The following is an 18750-nucleotide window of genomic DNA, read 5'->3' on the forward strand; positions in this document are numbered from 1 at the left end:
AAGAACAGCAATCTCCACTCTTAACTCCAATGTTAGCATCGGCAGCTCGCTTAAAACTGCCAGTTTTACCCATGGTGGGTCCATTTTACATTGGCATGTGGGTCATTTTTACATCGGCGCTAACAGAATATTACTGATATTCATCTTAAACCCTCTTGATTTCAGACTCATAAAACATTGTATAGGTAAGGAGTACTGTTATCAGCATGGTAAAGGCTGCAATAAGAAAGCCGGTGGCAGCTCCGACATTTACTGGGAAATGTACGCCGGAGACAAGAAGCCCAAGCAACGCTACGCCAATAGCACCACCGATTTGACGCATGGAGTTAATCGCTGCTGAGGCGGTTGCCGTCTTATCGGCAGGTGCTGCATGAATGAAAGCCGAAATAAGCGTGGGCAAGGCAATTCCGCCACCTATCGGCATAAGAAATAGGAAACATACAAAAGCAAGATAACTCGCATCGGTATACGTAAAAAAAGCCAGAATAGTATAGGTCACAGAGGCAGTAACTAGTCCGGTCATGATGGTTAGGCGGGGGCCAAAGCGTTCAGACAAGTAACCGCTGGCAGTATTGGCCACAGCAATAATAGTGAAAGTCAGCAGAGCTAACCCTGTCATAACGGGTGAAAATTCGCGATAAACCTGAAAATAAATGGTTAATATAAAGATAGAACCATAAAATGAAAAGTTCATGGTGGCGCCTAGAAGCAATCCCATTGAGAAAATGGGGGTTCGCAGTAAAGTTGGCGGTATAAAAGCATATTCATTATTTCTTAGGTGCCGAATTAACAGTGTCGCTGAAATGAAAAATAATATTATAAATGAAAGGTCAGAAAGGGAATGTACGGATTTTTTTCCAAAATTGATAAGTAAAAACACTAGTGAAAAACTAGCTATGATAAAAATAACTATCCCTTTTGTATCAACTTTTTGGCGATGATGACATGGGGGTTCCTTGATAATATAAAGAGTAAAAATTATACCAGCAAGACATAACGGGATATTTATCAGAAAAAGTGCGTGCCAAGATGAATATTTTAGTATAAGCCCTCCAATAAAAGGCCCTGCGGCACTAATAATGCCACCAATAGCACTCCACCATCCAATGGCTTTTGTACGGAGTACTGCATCGCCTTCGCTGACTGCAGAGAGCAATGCGAGTGATGAAGGAAGAATAAGGGCTGCACCTACCCCTTGTCCGATACGGCCAACAATCATAATATCAATTGAGGTAGCGGAAGCACAAATTAGCGATGCAAACAGGAAAATGACCATTCCAACGAGGTTGATTCTCCGACTGCCAAATCGATCGCTCAATCCGCCTGCGGCAAGCAGAAGGGCTGCAAAAACGATGACATACGCATCTGGGATCCACTGTAGCCCAGACATGTCAGCTTGGAATATTCTGGCAAAGGTCGGTAGGGCAACGTTGACGATAGTGACATCAAGCTGAACCACGATATAGCCAAGTGAAGTAACAAGAGCAGCTTGAAGAAGTGAAGGTCGATGTGCTTTCATTGCTCACTCCACCACAAGATAAACATAGGCTCGGCGCTCCCTTTCCGGAATGAACTGCGGTGCATATATCACTTTGATTTTAGAGTCCGTCAGTTGACTTGCTACAGGGACTTGCCATGATTCAGGATCACAACCAAGAAAAAACATTACTTGAGCAAATTTTTTTGGCTCACGTCGTCTAAAAATTTCAACGTGCTTCCCACTCAAGCGTTTTAATAGTGCATCCGCGATATCAAACATCCATGCATCTCGAATGATAGCGGTAATAAAGCTTCCGGCAATGCGCGGGTTAATTTCAATGATATATATCTGCTCTTCATAAATAATACAATCTATATGTATAGGGCCCCACATCAGATTCAGTGAGGCTGTAATTTTCTCTGTCATGAGGATGAGTCTGTCAATCTGAGACTCTGTCAAATCAATATCAGAGCTGTAACCCCGTTCAATAAAGCGTGAGCCTGCACGCTTGTTTTTTTTCATAGTGCCAATAAAAACTCCATCAAATAGTTCAACACAATACTCCTGCCCTGCAACGAAGTGTTCAATCAGTACTGCGCCACCAGGGATAATTTCTGGCTGAGCCCTGTATTTAGCACTGAGGTGTTCAAGGTGGACTAAAGCTTCTTTCGTTGTCCGGCATAGACTGATCCCTTGGCTGGCCGAGCCTTCAACCGGTTTAATGACCACAGGATAACTTAAGGTCGCGATCAGGGATGCAGGTAGCTGTTCTGATAGAGAAACTCGAGTTGGAGAGGCTTGCTGAAAACCTAGGCGGCTAAGTGTCTCGCTCTGGTTAATTTTAGATACACAGTAAGCTACTGCTTTTTTATCAGGGCCGGGAACACCAAACCAATCGGCAACTTGAGCTGCAACTGTTGCATATAAGTCGTGTGCAGTTGTTATCAGTAATGCCGAGGTAAATACTACCAGGTTTTTTTTAATCCAATTTATAACGTTCTCAGTGGAAATATTCAATGAGATAACCTGCACGGCGTTTTCAAAGGCGCCATTGAGATTATCATGTTCAGCCGTTAACACGGTGACGCTATAACCATAGCGAATCGCCAGCGACACAAGATATAAGCTGGTGCCAGTATTTCTAGCACCTATAATGACGAGTTGCATTTCAGCCTCTTATTCATCAGTACATTTTTGATCTGCGGTGAGAAATTTAGCGTTGTAAATCCTTTCGCCTTGGCAACTAAAATTGCGGAAAGGCCATAAATTTTTAGTGACGAAAATACGCTGTACCCAGCGATAGGCTCGGCCATTTTCATCATAATTGGCTGTGAATTGATCGCGAGAATGCAGCATGAAATTGTTGTTGATTATCACCATTGTACCAGGAGTAATATGAATGCCTTCAGCCACACTCCGGATAGTGATATGTAATTTCTCTAATGCTTCTTGAGCCCTGCTATTAACGGGTATAACCATATCTGGGTAAAATGCCACGGTTATCCTAGGCGCATTTATCGGTCCAGAAACGACAGGGACTAACTCTGTATTATCTCTGGGAGTAACCGTGGCCGATCTCCAGCGATGAGGGACTTTGATAATGAAAGATCTTTCTCGTAATACAGCAATATCATCTGCAGAAAGCTGCTTAAGCGCTTTGCGAGCATCAGAGATTCGAGTTAATGGTTTTGCTTGTGTATCTTCCCTCACCCCTAGAAGTATGAGTACGAAAGGGGAAGTATCACCTTCCTCCTGATAAACTTGTGCTGCATTTTCAATATGAAAGTCAAGTTCGACTGCGGAGCCTAATCCGGTATAATCAGACGCTTTTTCTTTATGTGGGGTCAGGTTATTGACCAATTCATATCCTTCATGAGCAATGGAGTAGGGTTCTCCTAAAATAGCGCCCATGCCAACTAAAATATTCTCTGTTACAGAACCACTTTTGAATAGTCTACCTGTTTCATTGTTGTGAGGGCTACCAGTAATAATGCTATCAACAGGAAGATTTGTAACTTTAATACCTGCATATTCTGGAAATGGCTTTTTGAGGTCTTCTAGGGCATCAGTTAAGTGTTCAGGAAGAATACTCCACATCAGTTTTCTTATAGCTTTAATATATTCTGAACTTCCTTCTGGCGAATAGGTTAGCCCTGCTATTTTATCGAAAATTACTGATTTTTCTTCGTGACTAAGTTCGATTAACTTCAGTGTTTTTTCCTTATTCATAGCGATCTCCATATGAAAACATTTATTAATCACAGCTAGAATTACATGCGGTTTTTATGCTGTGGAAGTATCAAAAAGGAATAAAAAAGAATAGATTGGTTGTTAAATTGAATAAGAGTGATTTGTGAAATTAAACATCTTTCCAATCATGATTGTAAAATTCAAGTAAAAACATGCGGTTATTTTAATTATATGATTACTTTCGTTTATTAATTATTAACCTCTTGACTTGTGGGTTGATTAATCTACAATTCATGGTGGACTTATATCGCGATATGAAAAAATAGTGGAAAATATGAAAAAAAATCTTGGTAGACCTCGAGAATTTCACCCGCAGGATTTTCTTGATGCTGCGCTTAGCGTGTTTTGGATGAAGGGTTTTCACGCCACATCAATGGCTGACTTAATGCAGGTATCGGGCTTGGCCAGCGCGAGCATCTACAAGCTATACCCGGATAAAAGGTCCATTTTTCTGGCTGCGTTAACGCAGTATATGGATGATGGTTTGCGGAGAATGGAAAAACGCGCTGGTGAACAGGATCCTGAAAAAGCACTGAGAGAAACGCTGAATTACTGTGCTTTACTGTCTACCGGCGAAGATGGTACCCGGGGTTGCTTTACCATTGCTACGGCGAGTGAGTTGCTCCCAGACGACAAGGATATCTACGAAAAAGTCAGCTATATGTTCAGCGGAATTAAGAAAAACCTGTTGATCATAATCAAGCAGGGCCAAGAAAAAGGCATATTCAGGCTGGATGTCAAGGCCGAGATTATGGCTGAAAGCCTCTTCATAATGCTTGAAGGAATGCGTGTTTATGGCAAGGTCAAACCTGACTTTTCTGCCCTCAAACAGGCAAACGAATTCATTATGATGAGTGTATTAAAGATGGGGCAGACTAATAGCTCTGCTTTAGCAGGGGGCGGTTAATGTTTATGCCTGGGATGCTTGTACGCTTACGTAAACGACCTGCAATCATGGTCGTCAGTGGAACTACGTCTGATAAGGGGCTGGTGCATTGCTGTTGGTATTACCGGGGTGAGCGAAAACGGCAGACTTTTAGTGCAGAAGAGTTGACCGTTATTGAAGCCGGCTACAATCATCTGAGTTTTACTTGAATGCAATGACAAATGGTTTTTCTCGGTCGATAAATACGACTGGGGGATAGGGGCCGGGAATAGTAAGCTCGAATTCCATAAACAGAACAAAGCTATTACCCGGTCGGGCCCATCAGAACGGTTTTATTTTGTGTATTTTTACAGTCTAGACAAGATGATAGCGTATTTTTTAATCACAGTGCGATCTGGGTGACCAGCTCAAGCTGTTCTTCAAGTTCCCTGATCCTTTGTTCAGGAGTTAAAGGGGCAGGCGGTTGGCTCATGGGCAACTCCCGGCTGGAGAGATGGGGAAGACCTGGGGCCCAGTTAAGATGGCCATGCTTGCGCAACCAGGTCAGAACGGTCGAACGTCCCCGAATACCATAGCGCAGTTGAGCCTGTTTGTAGGTCATTTCGCCTTTATCAACCTGCTCAACAACAGCAATTTTAAAAGACAAAGAATAGTCACGTTGTTTACGTTTAAACTCGGCCATTATCACGTTCTCCGGATTTAAGTCGAAAACGTGTCAACGCTATTCAGGACGGGTCACTGAAAAGCAAAAAGCCCGCTTAAGTTTCCTTAAGCGGGCTTCTCTGAATATGGCTCCTCTGACTGGACTCGAACCAGTGACATACGGATTAACAGTCCGCCGTTCTACCGACTGAACTACAGAGGAATCGTGTGAACGGGCGGAATCATAACGGGGTGCAGGGGGGAAGTCAAAGGGGATTACGCATTCTGCGTTTGTTTGCTTACAGAATGCGCAACCCGTTGAGCTTTTGGCAGATTTACCCCATAGATGCCCGCGTTAAGTTCAACCGATAGTGATAATGCCCGACGGCGGCGAGAAACAGAGCGAGATCACATCAGTGCCGTAAATGCGGTGATATCGAGACGGGAGTAGGGAATGGACATCGAAAAATCCCCGCCCGGAACCACGAGCGGGGAGTAAATTAAGGCTTACTCGTCGGCGAGGACAAACATGCCGAACGGATGGATTTGCAGGAAATAGCTGTCGCCCGGTTCGGGCTGCAACTGCGTAGCGTTTACCTGCAGCAGCAGCGACTGATCGTGCCAATTCACCAGCACTTCATACTGCGGCCCCATATAGGCCACCTTGCTGATGGTGCAACGCTGACTTGGTTCCCCATGTTGGCTGAGGGTAATCGCTTCTGGGCGCACGCCCACGGTACATTGCTGCAAACCAGCAGCAAAGCCTTGTGGGCGTGGCACCGCGTAGCCAAAGATCTCTACGCCGCTGCTGGTCACCTTGGCCGGGAAGATGTTGGCATCCCCCATAAATCCGGCCATAAAGCGCGAGGCCGGGTAGCGGTACAGCGTTTGCGGTGCGCCAATCTGCATGATTTCCCCTTTGTTCATCACCAGCACGGTGTCGGAAACCGCAAAGGCTTCGCTCTGATCGTGGGTGACATAGAGTGAGGTGATGTTGAACTGCTGCTGCAATTCGCGGATTTTTTCACGCATGCTGCGGCGCAGGTTGGCATCCAGGTTACTCAGCGGTTCATCGAACAGCAGCACCTTGGGTTTGAGGATCAGCGCACGTGCCAGGGCGACGCGTTGCTGCTGGCCGCCGGAGATCTGATCGACATAGCGCTCTTCAAAACCCTCCAGATCGACCAGCATCAGGGCTTCACGTACCCGATCGCGGATCTCTGCCTTGGGCCTTCCGAGCATTTTCAGGCCATAGCCGATGTTATCCCCCAGCGACATATGAGGGAACAGCGCGTAGGACTGGAACACCATACAGATATCCCGCTGCTGAATGGAGCGATCGGTCACGTCCTCGCCGTCGATAAAGATCTGCCCGCCACTGGGTTTCTCCAGCCCGGCGACCAGGCGCAGGACTGTGGTTTTACCGCAGCCGGAAGGGCCAAGCAGCGTCACCATATCCCCACGTGGGATCGCCAGGCTCAGGTTTTCAATCACGGTATTGTTGCCAAACCGCTTGGCGACGTTCTTCAGTTCAACAAAGTGTTTCTTATCTTGAATGTCAGACATGTTGTTCATCCTTCTCCGCCGGGTATCAGGCCGCATTCCGGGCTTTGGAACGCGCGACCCGCGCTTCGCCAACCAGGGCATCAAACAGGAAAATAATCGCCAGCATCACTACGATCAGGATCGATCCGTAGGCAATGGCTACGCCATACTCGCCGTCCTCGACCCGGTTAAGGATGTAGGACGTTGCGACGCGCGTATCTGGCGTCACCAGGAAAACAATGGCGCTCACGGTGGTCATGGCACGGACAAAGCTGTAGACCAACGCCGAAAGGATCGCCGGGCGCAGCAAGGGCAGCAGGATATACACTATGGTGCGTAGCGAACCGGCACGCAGGCTGAGAGAGGCCTCATCCAGCGACTTGTCCAACTGCCCCAAACCGGCGATACCCGCGCGGATCCCCACCGGCACGTTGCGCATCACCATCGAAATGATCACGATGGCTGCCGTTCCGGTCAGATAAACCGGCGCGCTGTTGAACGCCAGAATGTAGGAAACACCGGCCACGGTGCCTGGCACCGCGAAGCACAGCATGGTGCTGAACTCGATCACTTTTTTACCCTGGAATTGCTGGCGTACCACGATGTAGGCAATCAGCAGGCCGAAGATGGCAGTGATCGGTGCGGCAATCCCGGCATACAGCAAGGTATCGAGCAGGGAAGGCCACGCGCCGTCGCTGAAGCCTTGGCCGAACAGTTTGCTGAAGTTGTCCAGCGTCAGCGTGTAGTCCACGCCCCAGTTAACGGTGAAGCTGCCGTAGAAAATGCTGCCGTACAGCAAGATGTTGAAGGTGATCCAGACATACAGCATCAGCGAGACGCCCCACACCAGCGTCACCGGCAGCGGCTGAACGTCGCCGTGGTTGGATTTGCCGGAAATGGTCACGTAGGAACGTTTGCCGATCCACATGTATTGCACGCAGAACACCAGCAGCGAGAACATCAGCAGCACCACGCCTAGCGTACTGGCTGCCTGATAATCAAGCTGCGCACCGGTAATGTAGAAGTAGATCTGCGTGGCCAATACGTCGAAGTTGCCGCCGAGAACCAAGGGGTTACTGAAGTCCGCCAACGATTGAACAATGACGATCAGGAACGAGTTGGCCAATGCCGGTTTCAGCAGCGGCATAAACACCTGGGTAAAAGTCTGGAAGCGGTTGGCGCGCAACGTGTAGGACGCCTCTTCCAGCGACGGATGGATGGTCTTGATAGCCCCATCGAGGATCATGAATGACATGGGCGTAAAGGCCAGCACCTGAGCCAACCAGATCCCGGTAAAGCCGTAGAGCCAGTTGGTGTTGGTCAGGCCGAACCAGGTCACCATCAGCTCGGTGATGTAGCCGGAGCGGCCCATCATCAGGGTGACGCCTAAACCAACCACAAACGGCGGTGTGACGATTGGCAGGATCGAGAAGATACGGCCAATCACCGCCGAACGGCGGGCGATACGCGTGGTATAAATCGCCAGCACCATGCCAAAGAAGGTACAGCCAATCCCGACGGCGACGGAGAGCAGGAAGGAGTTCCAGATCACCTGCAGGATATGCGCCTGCCCGAGCGTTTGCATAAACGCCAACGGGGCGAAGGCACCGGCCTCATCGGTGAACATCGGGATAAAGATGGCGATGCTGGGATAAATGATAAACAGCACGATCAGGGCGATCACTGCCACCAGCGAACCGAGTACAAAGCGATCGCCACCCAGCCATTCCAGCCTTGAGAGAGCAAGAGTGATCACTGCGCCGATTGCCACCAGCAGCGGCAAGGTAGCGAATCCCATCCCGGTACCGGTCGCGGCGGCGCTGATAAATACCAATAGCCCGCAGGCCAGAGCATAGCCAGCATCAAACAGATGGCGGTTGCGTTGCTTGCGGCCAGTGGCAATCTGCGGGCGTACAACCAGCAGCAACGGGGCGGCAAACCACAGCATGGCCAAGCCTGCATGTGACCATCCGTAGGCCGCCAGCAGCTCTTCGCTGGTCGCCTCCAGCAGCCCGTAGTCCAGGCTGTAGGAAGGCAGTAGGGCGAAACCTGCCAGCGCCAGCAGCAACCAGTAGAAAATGGGATCCCGCCCCTGCGCCGTGCGCAAGGTGATGGTTTCAGACATGATATTCCCCGGAATAAACGAAAATGAAGCGGGCGTAGAGCCTACGCCCGATAGATGCAGGATGGGATCAGTGGCCCATCTTCACGTCGTTAACCCATTTGGTGATCAGCTTTTTACGCATGTCGGAAGCGCCGTAGGTATCCATGTCGTAATCGATCAGTTTCAGTTGATCCAGCTTCAGCGAGTTAGGGGAGGTCTCTGCCGTGGTGTTGGTCAGGATCTGGTAAGACTGCCCCTTTTTCCAGGAAAGCTCCTGGGCCTCTTTTGACAGCGCCCAGTCCACGAACAGCTTGGCGTTTTCCATATTGCGGGCGTTTTTCAGGATGCTGATACCGCCGATTTCATAGCCCGAACCTTCGCATGGGGAAACCAGCGTCAGAGGTGCGCCTTTTTCTTTTTCCAGCGAATAGTCGTGCAGGAAGCCAATGCCGATCGTGGTTTCACCGCGCGCGGCGTTGCGGGCCGGGGCGATGCCGGACTTGGTGTACTGCGAGATATTGCCGTTCAGCTGTTTCAGGTAATCAAAGGCGGCCTCTTCGCCCCACAACTGCGCAAAGGTGGCCAGCGCGGTGTAGGCCGTACCGGAACTCTGTGGATCGGCGATCTGGATTTCCCCTTTGTAGATCGGGTTGGTCAGGTCCTTCCAGCACTTGGGTTCAGGCAGGTTTTTCTCTTTCAGGCGATCGGTGTTGACGCCGAAACCGAGAATGCCGATATACACCGCAGAGGAGTAGTTGCCTTTACGTTTGGCCGGGTCGCGGAACTGCGGCATGATTTGCTCCAGGTTCGGCGAGGCGTAAGCCTCCAGCAGGTCCATTTCACCGGCCTGCGATTGGGGATCCAGCGTGCCCCCGTACCAGACGTCGGCCTGCGGGTTTTTCTTCTCCGCGTCTACCTTGGCCAGGGTGCTGCCAGAGCCGTTGCGGATAAAGCTGGTCTTGACGTCGTATTTTTCCCCGAATGCTTTGGCTTCTTCCTCGCACATGGCGTTGGTGGCGCTGCAATAGATCACCAGACGGCCTTTGGCCTGCACGGTTCCGGCCAGGGCTGTCAGCGCCAGCGTGGTGGCCAGCAGGGTGTTGAGAGGTGTCAATTTCATGGTGTTGTCCTTTTTGTTGTTGTCTTTGTAGGGTAAAGCAAACCATTTTCCCCTCACCCCAACCCTCTCCCACAGGGAGAGGGAGCTGATCCGGTGTTGCTATTGGGTGCGAGGATCAATCCATTAACCGTATAAAAATTACGTCTATTGTTGCCGTATCTGCCCGGCCATCAGCAGCGGCATCAACAGCAGGCCGACGCAGGTGGCTGCCAGCGCCAGCAGGGCAAAAAAGCCATACCAGCCGTAATGCTGCAATACCTGCGCCAGCGGCCAACCGGCCAGCGCGGCACCCAGGTAGGCGAACAGGCCAAGAAACCCGGTCACGGTCCCGGCCGCGTCCTTGTGGCAGTGCTCCGTGGCGGCCAGCCCGATCAGCATCTGCGGCCCAAACACAAAAAAGCCGAGGCCGAAAAAGCAGGCCGAAAGCAGCCCGTAATGGTGCAGCGGGGCCAGCCATAGGGCGGTCGTCGTCACAAAGAGTCCGATGGAGAACAGCAGGATCATCGGTGCTCGCAGGCCGCGAAACAGCAGATCCGATCCCCATCCGGCAAACAGTGCGCCAAACAGCCCACCCAGTTCAAACAGTGACAACGTGGCGTTGGCCTTCATCAGGTTGACGCCGTGGCTCTCCGCCAGCCAGATGTTGCCCCAATCGTTCAGCGCAATGCGTATCAGGTACACCAGGATGTAGGACACGCCGAGCAACCAGATGGTCGGATTGCGCAATATGGTGTCAAACAACATCCGCCGCATCGGCATCGCCGGGCTTTGCTGCTCTTGCCACAGCTCCAGCGGATCGCGCCGCCAGTGGCCTACGCTGGGTAATCCTTGCTGCTGCGGTTTACCGCACAGTTGCCAACACAACCACAGCCCAATCAGCATCCCGATGGCTCCCGGCAGCAACAGCGCAGCCTGCCAACCGTAGTGTGAAGCCATAAATCCGGACAGCAACGGCACGGCCGCACCGCCCAGGCTGATCGAAGTATTCCAGGTGCCCCACCAGAAGCCTCGCTCGTTGCGCGAATACCAACTGGTGAGCATCTTGGCGCAAGGCGGCCAGCCCCAGCCCTGAAAGAAACCGTTTAACGTCCAGACCACCAGCAACGCCGTCAGCGAATGGCAAAAGGCGAACACGATGTTCAGCACGCCGGTGATAAATAGCCCGACACCCATAAACCAGCGCGCCTGGCTGCGATCGCTGACAATGCCGGAGACAAACTTCGAGCCGCCGTAGGCCAGGTAAAACAGCGTACCCAGCAGGCCGATATCCCCTTTGTCCAACCCCAGTTCGAGCTGCATCACCGGCATGGCATAGCTGACGCTCTTGCGTGTCAGATAAAAGGCGCCGTAGCCGACGATCATCGAAAACATCAGGCGTGGTCGCCAGTAGCGGTAACGAGCGCTGATTTGTTCCGCGGTTAACGTGGCCGATGTCATGAGTTCCTCCGGACAGTGAGAGCAGTGTAGGGTGTTGAAAACAGGATTGGATGAGACAAGGTTTTAGGCACCTAAGACTTAGTCCTAGTCAGACGGAGTTTTTGTTCAGTTTTGTGGGCAGGTTAACAATTATGCGCGTGCCATTACGCCGATGGAGCCTCCAATCGCCCCCCAATGCGCGCACTCGCTCTTCGATACCGCGCAGGCCAAAGCCGCTGGTGGGTTGCAACGGCATACCCTGGCCGTCATCACGGACTTCCAGAGTGATCGTCTGGTGGGTTTGCGTCAGGCTTAAATGCACATGGCTGGCGCAGGCGTGTTTGCTGATGTTATTGAGCAGCTCCTGTGCCACGCGGTAGAGGGTAAATACCAGGGTTTCATCATCTGGCGTGGCTGGCAGGCGGTAATCCAGCTGGAAGCTGATCCCCTGTTCGGCAAAGGAAAACTCATCGGCCAGGTGATGCAGAGCTTTGTCCAGCTCCATCTCTTCCAACACCGGTGGGCGCAATTGCCGTAGCAGGGTGCGGGTGGTGTGGTGGATGCGTTGCGATAGCGAATCGATCTGCTCCGCGGCCAGGCGGGTGGCCGGGGCGGTGGCGCTGCGGTTCACCAACATTGCCTGGATCTGAATGGCGGTAATATTCTGGCCGATCTCGTCATGCAACTCGCGAGCGATGGCCTTGCGCACCTCTTCTTCGGTACCTATCAGCCGCTCCATCAGGTGTCTTTTGGCCGCTAATTCCTGCTCCAACTGTTGGCGATAGCGCTGTAGCTTTTGCGCCAATTGCTGCTGACGGCTGATGGCAATCCCCAGCCCAATCCCCAACAGCGCCTGGGTAGAAAGGAATAGCTCCAACTCTTGCAGACCCTGAAACGCGCCACCGGCCTGACGGGTGAGGGTGATCATCACGCTACCAAACAGCGCCGCCAGGACGCCCCCTTGCCAGCCAAAGCGATAAGCCATAAACACGTTGGGCAAAAAGATAAAGATCAGCAGCAGCCGCTCCATCTGCGGGGCGATCGCCAGTTGCACGCAAATCCCCATGGTGAGAAACAGTGAACACCACAGCAGAAGAGAGGTGCGTAGCTGTGGTGTCGAGGGGCGCGGAACGGGCATCGACGTCACCAGTTGCTGGCGCAGGTAGGTATAAATCAGATAGACGAAAGGCACCAGCAGTACGCCGCCGGTAAAGCTGGTCAGCAAGGTTTGACTGATACTGGATGGCAGCCAGACCCCCGCCAGTAACCCGCACAGCAGCGCATTGGCCGCGATGGCCGCCAGCAATAGCGATAGCCGTTGCCAATACAGGTGATAGCGATACCACAACCGCTGAGTACCCCAGGCAGGCAACAGGCTTAACAACGGTAGTAACAGCACCGAACGGTCGTTCAGCAATTGCTGGTCATGCAGCCATAGCAGCGTAGCGGCTTCCGCCAGTAATAGCGTGAGCCAGTAACGCCGGGGTAACAGGATCAGCAGCGCTAGCCGCAGCCCTTGGGGAAACAGCAGCACGGCCTGCTGGCCGTCATGGCTCAGGTGCAGGCTAATGGTCCACAGGGCTAGCCAACTGAGGGCAAAAAACAGCGCCAGAAACAGCGAAAGCGCCAGGCGGCGCACCATTGGCGGCACCGGCTAACTCCCGGCAAGCAGTTGATGTTGCAGCGCGAAATGCACCAGTTCCACGGTGGTGTCGCAATGCAGTTTGCCGAGGATGTTGGCGCGGTGCACCTGCACGGTCTTATGGCTTAAGGTCAACTGTTGGGCGATGGTTTTGACACTCAGGCCGTTGACCAGCAGATCGAAGATCTCTTTCTCGCGCGGGGTGAGTACCTGCAATTCTTTCGGTGGCTGCGGAGTATGGCGCAGCGCTCGCAAGGCATCCGCGCACAGGTAAAGCCCACCGCTGCTGACGGCGCGCACCGCCTGCACCAGTTCATGGGGGCCGCAGCGTTTGGTGAGATAACCACCGGCCCCGGCATCGATAGCGCTTTGCACGAAGGCATTGGTGTCATAGATGCTGAGGATGATGGCGCGAAAGGTGGGGCGCTGTTGGCGTAAACGCTGGAGCAGGCTGAGGCCGCTTTCATCCGGCATGGCGATATCCAGCACCGCTACGTCGATCGGATCGCGCAGCAAGTGCGGCCATGCCTGTGCCGCCGAGTCGAACTGGCCGACGATACGGATATCCTCTTCCAACGACAGTAACTGGGCAAACCCGGAACGAACCACCACGTGGTCGTCTATCAGCGCAACGTTAATCATAAGCCTGTAACAAAGTGTGAGATTTTCCGCATCATGCGCAGGAAAACACTGGCTGGCAACTGTTGCGCTGCAAAATGGAAGGGAGTTAACAGATTGGCATTAAAATGGCCTGCCGCATCGACCCAGAGTATCCCTGTCACCAGCGCAGTTATTGCCTTCCTGACGGTTATTTTTACGCATTTCGCCTCGTTTATCCCCTCAGGAGCATGACCCCCGTCGCAAACCGGGAAGGTTGCAAGTTTGTCCATATAAATAGCATTCAAAGATATGGGGGAAATCGCTATCGAGGCTGTAGAGTCCCCCTACGGGAATGTTGTGCAGATGTAAAATCGGCATCCCGGGAAATCGTCACTAACAATAAAATATAAATAATACCAATGAGTTACCTCGCTATTTGGCGGTTATGCCTCAACCTACATTAGATCCGGGAGTGTTAGATGAAAAAAATGAGTGTGAAAACGTTATTGGCGGCTAGCCTGTTCAGCATGCTGGTGGGCTCGGGCGGTGCATTGGCGCAAGAAGTGGAAGTCGTCAATATTTCGAAAATCGCGGGAATGCCCTGGTTTAACCGCATGGGTGAAGGTGTGGAACGTGCCGGTAAAGACCTCGGTATCAAAGCCTATCAAGTCGGCCCATCCAGTACCGATGCTCCACAACAGGTTAAAATTATTGAAGATTTAATCGCCAAGAAAGTCAGTGCCATCAGTATCGTGCCGAACGATGCCGATGTATTGGAGCCCGTCTTCAAGAAAGCGCGTGACGCCGGTGTCGTGGTATTAACCAACGAATCACCAGGGCAGCCTAGCGCTAACTGGGATATTGAAATCATTGATAACGCCAAATTTGCCGCCGACAACGTGGAAGAAATGGCAAAAGCGATGGGCGGCAAGGGTGGGTATGTCATTTATGTCGGCAGCCTGACCGTGCCACAGCATAACCTGTGGGCAGATTTGTTTGTTAAGTACCAGAAAGCGCATTATCCGGAAATGTTTGAAGTGACTAGCCGTATGCCCGTCGCCGAGAGCATTGATGACTCACGCCGCACCACACTGGATCTGATGAAAGCGCATAGCGACCTGAAAGGGATTGTGGCCTTCGGTTCACAAGGCCCAATTGGTGCAGGCCGTGCAGTGAAAGAGAAGCGGGCGAAAAACAATGTCCACGTATTCGGCATGATGATCCCCTCTCAGGCAGCCTCGCTGATTAAAAGTGGTGATATCGCCATGGGTGTCACTTATGACCCAGGTTCTGCTGGATATGCACTGACCGCCGTTGCTGACAAAGTGCTTAAAGGTGAGAAGATCGAAACAGGCATGGAGATCCCTGGGGTGGGTAAAGCGGAAGTTGATCAGGATAAACACCTGATTCAGTTCCACAATGTACTGCGAGTTACCAAAGATAACGTGGATTCCCTGTATTAATTCCCCCGCATGACCGCAGAGCCGGATGCCTTGTCCGGCTCTGCAACAATTGCTCGCCTGGCGTAAGAGGATGTATGCAGCCATTTATTACCCTGGAAAATATCAGTAAAACCTTTTATGGCGTCAAGGCGCTGAATAAGGTGGCTATGACCCTGTTACCGGGTGAGGTACATTGCCTCGCTGGGCAGAACGGTTGTGGCAAATCAACACTGATCAAGATTATCTCCGGTGTTTACCAACCCGATAGAGATGCCGCCATTATTATTGATGGCAAAACCTATTCAACCCTGACACCTATTGAGTCTGTCCGCCTGGGGATCCAGGTCATTTATCAGGATTTATCCTTATTCCCGAATCTGACCGTGGCTGAGAATATCGCCATGAACCATTATCACCATCAGCTGTGGGTGAATAAACGTCAGATGCGTGAGACCGCCGAACGCGTCATTAACAGCATTGATGCCCACCTTAATCTGGACGAATTGGTTGAGAATTTATCCATCGCCCAGAAACAATTAGTCGCTATCTGTCGTGCACTGGCACAAGATGCCCGCCTCATTGTGATGGATGAGCCAACCGCGTCGCTGACCCGGCAGGAAGTCAACGGCTTGCTACGGGTGGTGCATGAGCTGAAATCACGCAATATCTGTGTGGTATTTGTGAGTCACCGGTTGAGCGAAGTGCTGGAGATTTCAGACCGTATTACCGTGCTGAAAGATGGCCAGTGGGTTGGAACCTACCCTGCGGCTGAAGTGGACAACCAGCGGCTTGCCTGGCTGATGACGGATATGAAATTTGATTTTCAGGTGCTACCGCCTTACAGCGAAGCACGCCCGGTCGTGATGGCAGTGGAAGCGCTTTCCCGTGGCAATGAATATCAGGATATCTCACTGGCTTTGCATCCTGGCGAAATTGTCGCGCTGGTTGGTTTGCTCGGGTCTGGCCGCACAGAACTGTGCCTCAGTCTATTTGGTTTAACCAAACCCGAGTCGGGCAGCATTCGTATCAATGATAAGCCAATGCGGTTCGCCAGTAACCGCGATGCCATTGCCGCCGGTGTGGGCTATGTCTCGGAAGACCGGATGAGCACCGGGCTGATTATGGAGCAATCAATCCGCGACAATATCAGTGCCACGGTATTACACCGGCTTAAAAATGCCTTGCACCTGATGCGGGCCGAGCGAGTCGACACGCTGGTCGAAGACATGGTGAAACACCTGTCGATCAAAATTGGTAACAGCGACTTGCCGGTCAACACGTTATCCGGCGGAAATGCGCAGCGTATTGCCATCGCCAAATGGCTGGCAACCGACCCACAAATACTGATCCTCGACTCGCCGACCGTTGGGGTCGACATCGCCAACAAAGCAGGTATTTATAATATTATCAATGCATTGGCGGCGCGGGGGATAGCGGTATTAATGGTATGTGATGAGATTGATGAAGCTTACTTTAATAGCCACCGTATTATCGTTATGCGGTCCGGCCGGCTTGTGCAGGAGTTCTTGCCGAGTAACTGCAGCGAAGCTGCCATTGCGGAGGTAGTCAATGGCTAATCCCCATGCACTCAATAAGCCTGATGTAGGCAAAACAGGTTTATTTAATAAAAAGCATCTGAAACGCCACGAAGTTATGTTGGCTTTTACCCTATTGATCATTTCGACTTATCTTGCTTTCACCAGCCCAGAATTTCTGACGCTCGCCAATATTTATGACTTGATAAATAACTACGCCATGCTGACCATTTTGGCGTGCGGGTTTTTTATCGTCTTGATTTCTGGCGGTATTGACATTTCATTTCCGGCGATGACCATTATCTCGCAATATGTCATGGTGACATTCATTGCGAAGTTTGGCGGTAATTTCCCGGTGGCTTTCGCGTTGGCAGGAGGCATCGGCTTGTTGCTGGGGTTGATCAACGCGCTCTTGGTTAATCGCCTGCGGGTACCGTCCATCATTATTACCATTTCCACGCTGAATATCTTCTACGGGTTGCTGCTGTATCTCAGCCGGGGTGTCTGGCTGTATACCTATCCGGAATGGTTCGAACATGGGCCAATGCTGTTCTCCTTCACCGCCGCTGACGGCTATGACTATGGCCTTTCGCTGCCCATTTTGACCTTGCTGGCGACGATTATTGTCACTGCTTTGGTGATGACACGCACCAGCATTGGCCGGCAAATTTATGCGTTGGGCGGTAATCAGGAAGCGGCATCCCGCATGGGGTTCAGCATTGTAAAGCTGCAACTGTTTGTTTATGGCTATATGGGGTTTTTATCCGGTATCGCCGGTGTGGTGCAGTCCTATACCGTCTTGACGGTGGCACCGGATTCGTTGCTCGGTTATGAACTCACCGTGCTGGCGGCGGTGGTGCTGGGCGGTACCAGTATTGTCGGTGGACGGGGGACCCTAACCGGCACTCTGCTCGGGGTGATCTTGCTGGCAATATTGCAAAATGGTCTGAATTTACTGGGTATTTCGTCGTACTGGCATAGCGTGGTGATCGGTCTGGTGATAGTCATCAGTATCAGTGTGACAGCCTGGGGCCAACGTCATAAGGTAGGGATATAACCATGTCGAAAACAACTCAACGTGATCATACCGAGCGCTGGTTGGTGGCACTGCTGGTGCTGGTGGCGGGCGTGTTCAGTGTGCTGATCCCACAGGTATTCTGGTCTGCGGCCAATTTCCAATCCATCGCCTCACAGATCCCCGTCGTGGGGATATTGACGCTGGCAATGGCGATCACCATGCTGACCGGTGGCATCAACTTATCCATTATTGCCACTGCGAACGCCAGTGCGCTGGTGATGGCCTGGGTGTGTACCCATCTTGAGCCAACGTTCAGTTCATTGATAGTGATGCTGTTGGCGGGGGGGGCGGTTGCCTTGGTGGTGGGGATCATCAATGGGGTGCTTATCTCGGTGGTTCGGGTATCCCCAATTCTGGCGACACTGGGCATCATGACCTTGCTCAAAGGGATCAATGTGCTGATCTCCAAAGGCTCGGCGATTTCTAACTTTCCGAGCTATGTACTGGCATTGGACCGCAGCTATTTTCTTGGGGTTCCAGTCCCGCTTTACCTGTTTGCCGTGGTGGCGTTGCTGCTTTGGCTTATGTTGGCCAAGACCCCGCTGGGCCGTCAGATATACCTGTCCGGCTCCAACGAGAAAGCCACCTTTTACTCTGGGATTAACACCCGCCGCACGCTGATTTGGGTTTATGTGATTTCCTCGTTACTGTGCGCCGTCGCGGCGTTGCTGATGATGTCGAAACTCAACTCGGCCAAAGCCTCCTACGGCGAGTCACTGTTACTTATCACTATCCTGGCGACGGTATTGGGTGGGGTAAATCCTGACGGCGGATTTGGTAGGGTCTTCGGCATTGTGTTAGCGCTGTTCCTGCTGCAAATGCTGGAGAGCGGGCTAAATATCATGGGCGTCAGTAGCTATATCACCATGGCACTGTGGGGGTCGCTACTGCTGGCGTTTATCTTTGTCAAAGGTGCGAAGGTCCCGGCATTGCGTTTCTTAAGGCAGAACAAGCCGTTGCAGTGATAGTGCAAGTTCACCAAACAGGTCCGACAGCCCCAGGAGCAGCCC

Annotated in this window: 15 protein-coding genes, 1 tRNA gene and 1 pseudogene; 5 read left to right on the forward strand and 12 right to left on the reverse strand. The window is 51.7% G+C overall.

The window, feature by feature from the left end; all coding sequences use genetic code 11:
* Positions 1-145: 145 nt before the first annotated feature.
* The 3 genes from ACMV5H_RS18175 to ACMV5H_RS18185 are packed head-to-tail and all read right to left on the reverse strand — an operon-like array spanning position 146 to position 3709.
* Positions 146-1519 (reverse strand): MFS transporter, encoded by a 1374-nt coding sequence (locus tag ACMV5H_RS18175; protein WP_414822250.1) that lies wholly within the window; start codon positions 1517-1519, stop codon positions 146-148.
* Positions 1520-1522: 3 nt separating this feature from the next.
* The gene (locus ACMV5H_RS18180; RefSeq protein ID WP_115158127.1) at positions 1523-2647 is read right to left on the reverse strand and encodes an ATP-grasp domain-containing protein; all 1125 of its coding nucleotides are present in this window, start codon (positions 2645-2647) and stop codon (positions 1523-1525) included.
* 9 nt (positions 2648-2656) lie between these two features.
* The gene (locus tag ACMV5H_RS18185; RefSeq protein ID WP_179253283.1) at positions 2657-3709 is read right to left on the reverse strand and encodes an oxygenase; all 1053 of its coding nucleotides are present in this window, start codon (positions 3707-3709) and stop codon (positions 2657-2659) included.
* 295 nt (positions 3710-4004) lie between these two features.
* Here ACMV5H_RS18185 and ACMV5H_RS18190 point away from each other — a divergent pair, with 295 nt between their 5' ends.
* Positions 4005-4637, forward strand: a complete 633-nt coding sequence (locus tag ACMV5H_RS18190; RefSeq protein WP_059201165.1) for a TetR/AcrR family transcriptional regulator — start codon at positions 4005-4007, stop codon at positions 4635-4637.
* 385 nt (positions 4638-5022) lie between these two features.
* Here ACMV5H_RS18190 and ACMV5H_RS18195 read toward each other — a convergent pair.
* From ACMV5H_RS18195 to ACMV5H_RS18235, 9 genes and pseudogenes are all read right to left on the reverse strand, one after another.
* Positions 5023-5298 (reverse strand): annotated as a pseudogene (locus tag ACMV5H_RS18195) (IS3 family transposase); the annotation flags it as partial.
* A 107-nt stretch (positions 5299-5405) separates the two neighbouring features.
* A tRNA-Asn gene (locus ACMV5H_RS18200) sits at positions 5406-5481 on the reverse strand.
* A 284-nt stretch (positions 5482-5765) separates the two neighbouring features.
* Positions 5766-6824, reverse strand: coding sequence for a ferric ABC transporter ATP-binding protein (fbpC, locus tag ACMV5H_RS18205; protein ID WP_039995816.1), 1059 nt, complete (start codon positions 6822-6824; stop codon positions 5766-5768).
* A gap of 25 nt (positions 6825-6849) precedes the next feature.
* Positions 6850-8928, reverse strand: a complete 2079-nt coding sequence (locus ACMV5H_RS18210; RefSeq protein WP_414822251.1) for an ABC transporter permease — start codon at positions 8926-8928, stop codon at positions 6850-6852.
* Between the two features lie 67 nt (positions 8929-8995).
* Positions 8996-10027 carry an ABC transporter substrate-binding protein gene (locus ACMV5H_RS18215; RefSeq protein WP_021180290.1) on the reverse strand — a complete coding sequence of 344 codons (1032 nt, stop codon included), beginning with the start codon at positions 10025-10027 and terminating at the stop codon, positions 8996-8998.
* A gap of 144 nt (positions 10028-10171) precedes the next feature.
* Positions 10172-11464 carry an MFS transporter family glucose-6-phosphate receptor UhpC gene (gene uhpC, locus ACMV5H_RS18220; RefSeq protein ID WP_059201163.1) on the reverse strand — a complete coding sequence of 431 codons (1293 nt, stop codon included), beginning with the start codon at positions 11462-11464 and terminating at the stop codon, positions 10172-10174.
* 88 nt (positions 11465-11552) lie between these two features.
* The gene (locus ACMV5H_RS18225) at positions 11553-13085 is read right to left on the reverse strand and encodes an MASE1 domain-containing protein (protein WP_037375421.1); all 1533 of its coding nucleotides are present in this window, start codon (positions 13083-13085) and stop codon (positions 11553-11555) included.
* Positions 13086-13097: 12 nt separating this feature from the next.
* A complete protein-coding gene (locus ACMV5H_RS18230) occupies positions 13098-13727 on the reverse strand; it encodes a response regulator transcription factor (RefSeq protein ID WP_021805795.1) in 630 nt (209 codons plus the stop codon).
* Positions 13724-13975, reverse strand: coding sequence for a hypothetical protein (locus ACMV5H_RS18235; RefSeq protein ID WP_046808356.1), 252 nt, complete (start codon positions 13973-13975; stop codon positions 13724-13726). The genes ACMV5H_RS18230 and ACMV5H_RS18235 overlap by 4 nt, the downstream gene beginning before the upstream one ends.
* Positions 13976-14212: 237 nt before the next feature.
* Here ACMV5H_RS18235 and ACMV5H_RS18240 point away from each other — a divergent pair, with 237 nt between their 5' ends.
* The 4 genes from ACMV5H_RS18240 to ACMV5H_RS18255 all read left to right on the forward strand — a co-directional run bounded on the left by ACMV5H_RS18240 (position 14213) and on the right by ACMV5H_RS18255 (position 18705).
* Positions 14213-15148: an autoinducer 2 ABC transporter substrate-binding protein gene (locus tag ACMV5H_RS18240; RefSeq protein ID WP_258557350.1), complete on the forward strand. Its 936-nt coding sequence runs from the start codon at positions 14213-14215 to the stop codon at positions 15146-15148.
* Positions 15149-15222: 74 nt separating this feature from the next.
* Complete coding sequence (locus ACMV5H_RS18245) at positions 15223-16704, forward strand: sugar ABC transporter ATP-binding protein (RefSeq protein WP_059201160.1); 1482 nt, start codon at positions 15223-15225, stop codon at positions 16702-16704.
* 76 nt (positions 16705-16780) lie between these two features.
* Positions 16781-17719, forward strand: a complete 939-nt coding sequence (locus ACMV5H_RS18250; protein ID WP_037375581.1) for an ABC transporter permease — start codon at positions 16781-16783, stop codon at positions 17717-17719.
* 2 nt (positions 17720-17721) lie between these two features.
* Positions 17722-18705, forward strand: a complete 984-nt coding sequence (locus ACMV5H_RS18255; RefSeq protein WP_414822252.1) for an ABC transporter permease — start codon at positions 17722-17724, stop codon at positions 18703-18705.
* Positions 18706-18750: the final 45 nt, after the last annotated feature.

This window comes from Serratia sp. N21D137 (genome assembly GCF_047530005.1).
Taxonomy (GTDB): domain Bacteria; phylum Pseudomonadota; class Gammaproteobacteria; order Enterobacterales; family Enterobacteriaceae; genus Chania; species Chania fonticola_B.

Bases quoted from the DNA above. Each gene is read 5' to 3' on its own strand.
- ACMV5H_RS18175 (WP_414822250.1), bottom strand. From the start codon at position 1,519: ATGAAAGCACATCGACCTTCACTTCTTCAAGCTGCTCTTGTTACTTCA.
- ACMV5H_RS18180 (WP_115158127.1), bottom strand. From the start codon at position 2,647: ATGCAACTCGTCATTATAGGTGCTAGAAATACTGGCACCAGCTTATAT.
- ACMV5H_RS18185 (WP_179253283.1), bottom strand. From the start codon at position 3,709: ATGAATAAGGAAAAAACACTGAAGTTAATCGAACTTAGTCACGAAGAA.
- ACMV5H_RS18190 (WP_059201165.1), top strand. From the start codon at position 4,005: ATGAAAAAAAATCTTGGTAGACCTCGAGAATTTCACCCGCAGGATTTT.
- fbpC (WP_039995816.1), bottom strand. From the start codon at position 6,824: ATGTCTGACATTCAAGATAAGAAACACTTTGTTGAACTGAAGAACGTC.
- ACMV5H_RS18210 (WP_414822251.1), bottom strand. From the start codon at position 8,928: ATGTCTGAAACCATCACCTTGCGCACGGCGCAGGGGCGGGATCCCATT.
- ACMV5H_RS18215 (WP_021180290.1), bottom strand. From the start codon at position 10,027: ATGAAATTGACACCTCTCAACACCCTGCTGGCCACCACGCTGGCGCTG.
- uhpC (WP_059201163.1), bottom strand. From the start codon at position 11,464: ATGACATCGGCCACGTTAACCGCGGAACAAATCAGCGCTCGTTACCGC.
- ACMV5H_RS18225 (WP_037375421.1), bottom strand. From the start codon at position 13,085: ATGGTGCGCCGCCTGGCGCTTTCGCTGTTTCTGGCGCTGTTTTTTGCC.
- ACMV5H_RS18230 (WP_021805795.1), bottom strand. From the start codon at position 13,727: ATGATTAACGTTGCGCTGATAGACGACCACGTGGTGGTTCGTTCCGGG.
- ACMV5H_RS18235 (WP_046808356.1), bottom strand. From the start codon at position 13,975: ATGGACAAACTTGCAACCTTCCCGGTTTGCGACGGGGGTCATGCTCCT.
- ACMV5H_RS18240 (WP_258557350.1), top strand. From the start codon at position 14,213: ATGCTGGTGGGCTCGGGCGGTGCATTGGCGCAAGAAGTGGAAGTCGTC.
- ACMV5H_RS18245 (WP_059201160.1), top strand. From the start codon at position 15,223: ATGCAGCCATTTATTACCCTGGAAAATATCAGTAAAACCTTTTATGGC.
- ACMV5H_RS18250 (WP_037375581.1), top strand. From the start codon at position 16,781: ATGTTGGCTTTTACCCTATTGATCATTTCGACTTATCTTGCTTTCACC.
- ACMV5H_RS18255 (WP_414822252.1), top strand. From the start codon at position 17,722: ATGTCGAAAACAACTCAACGTGATCATACCGAGCGCTGGTTGGTGGCA.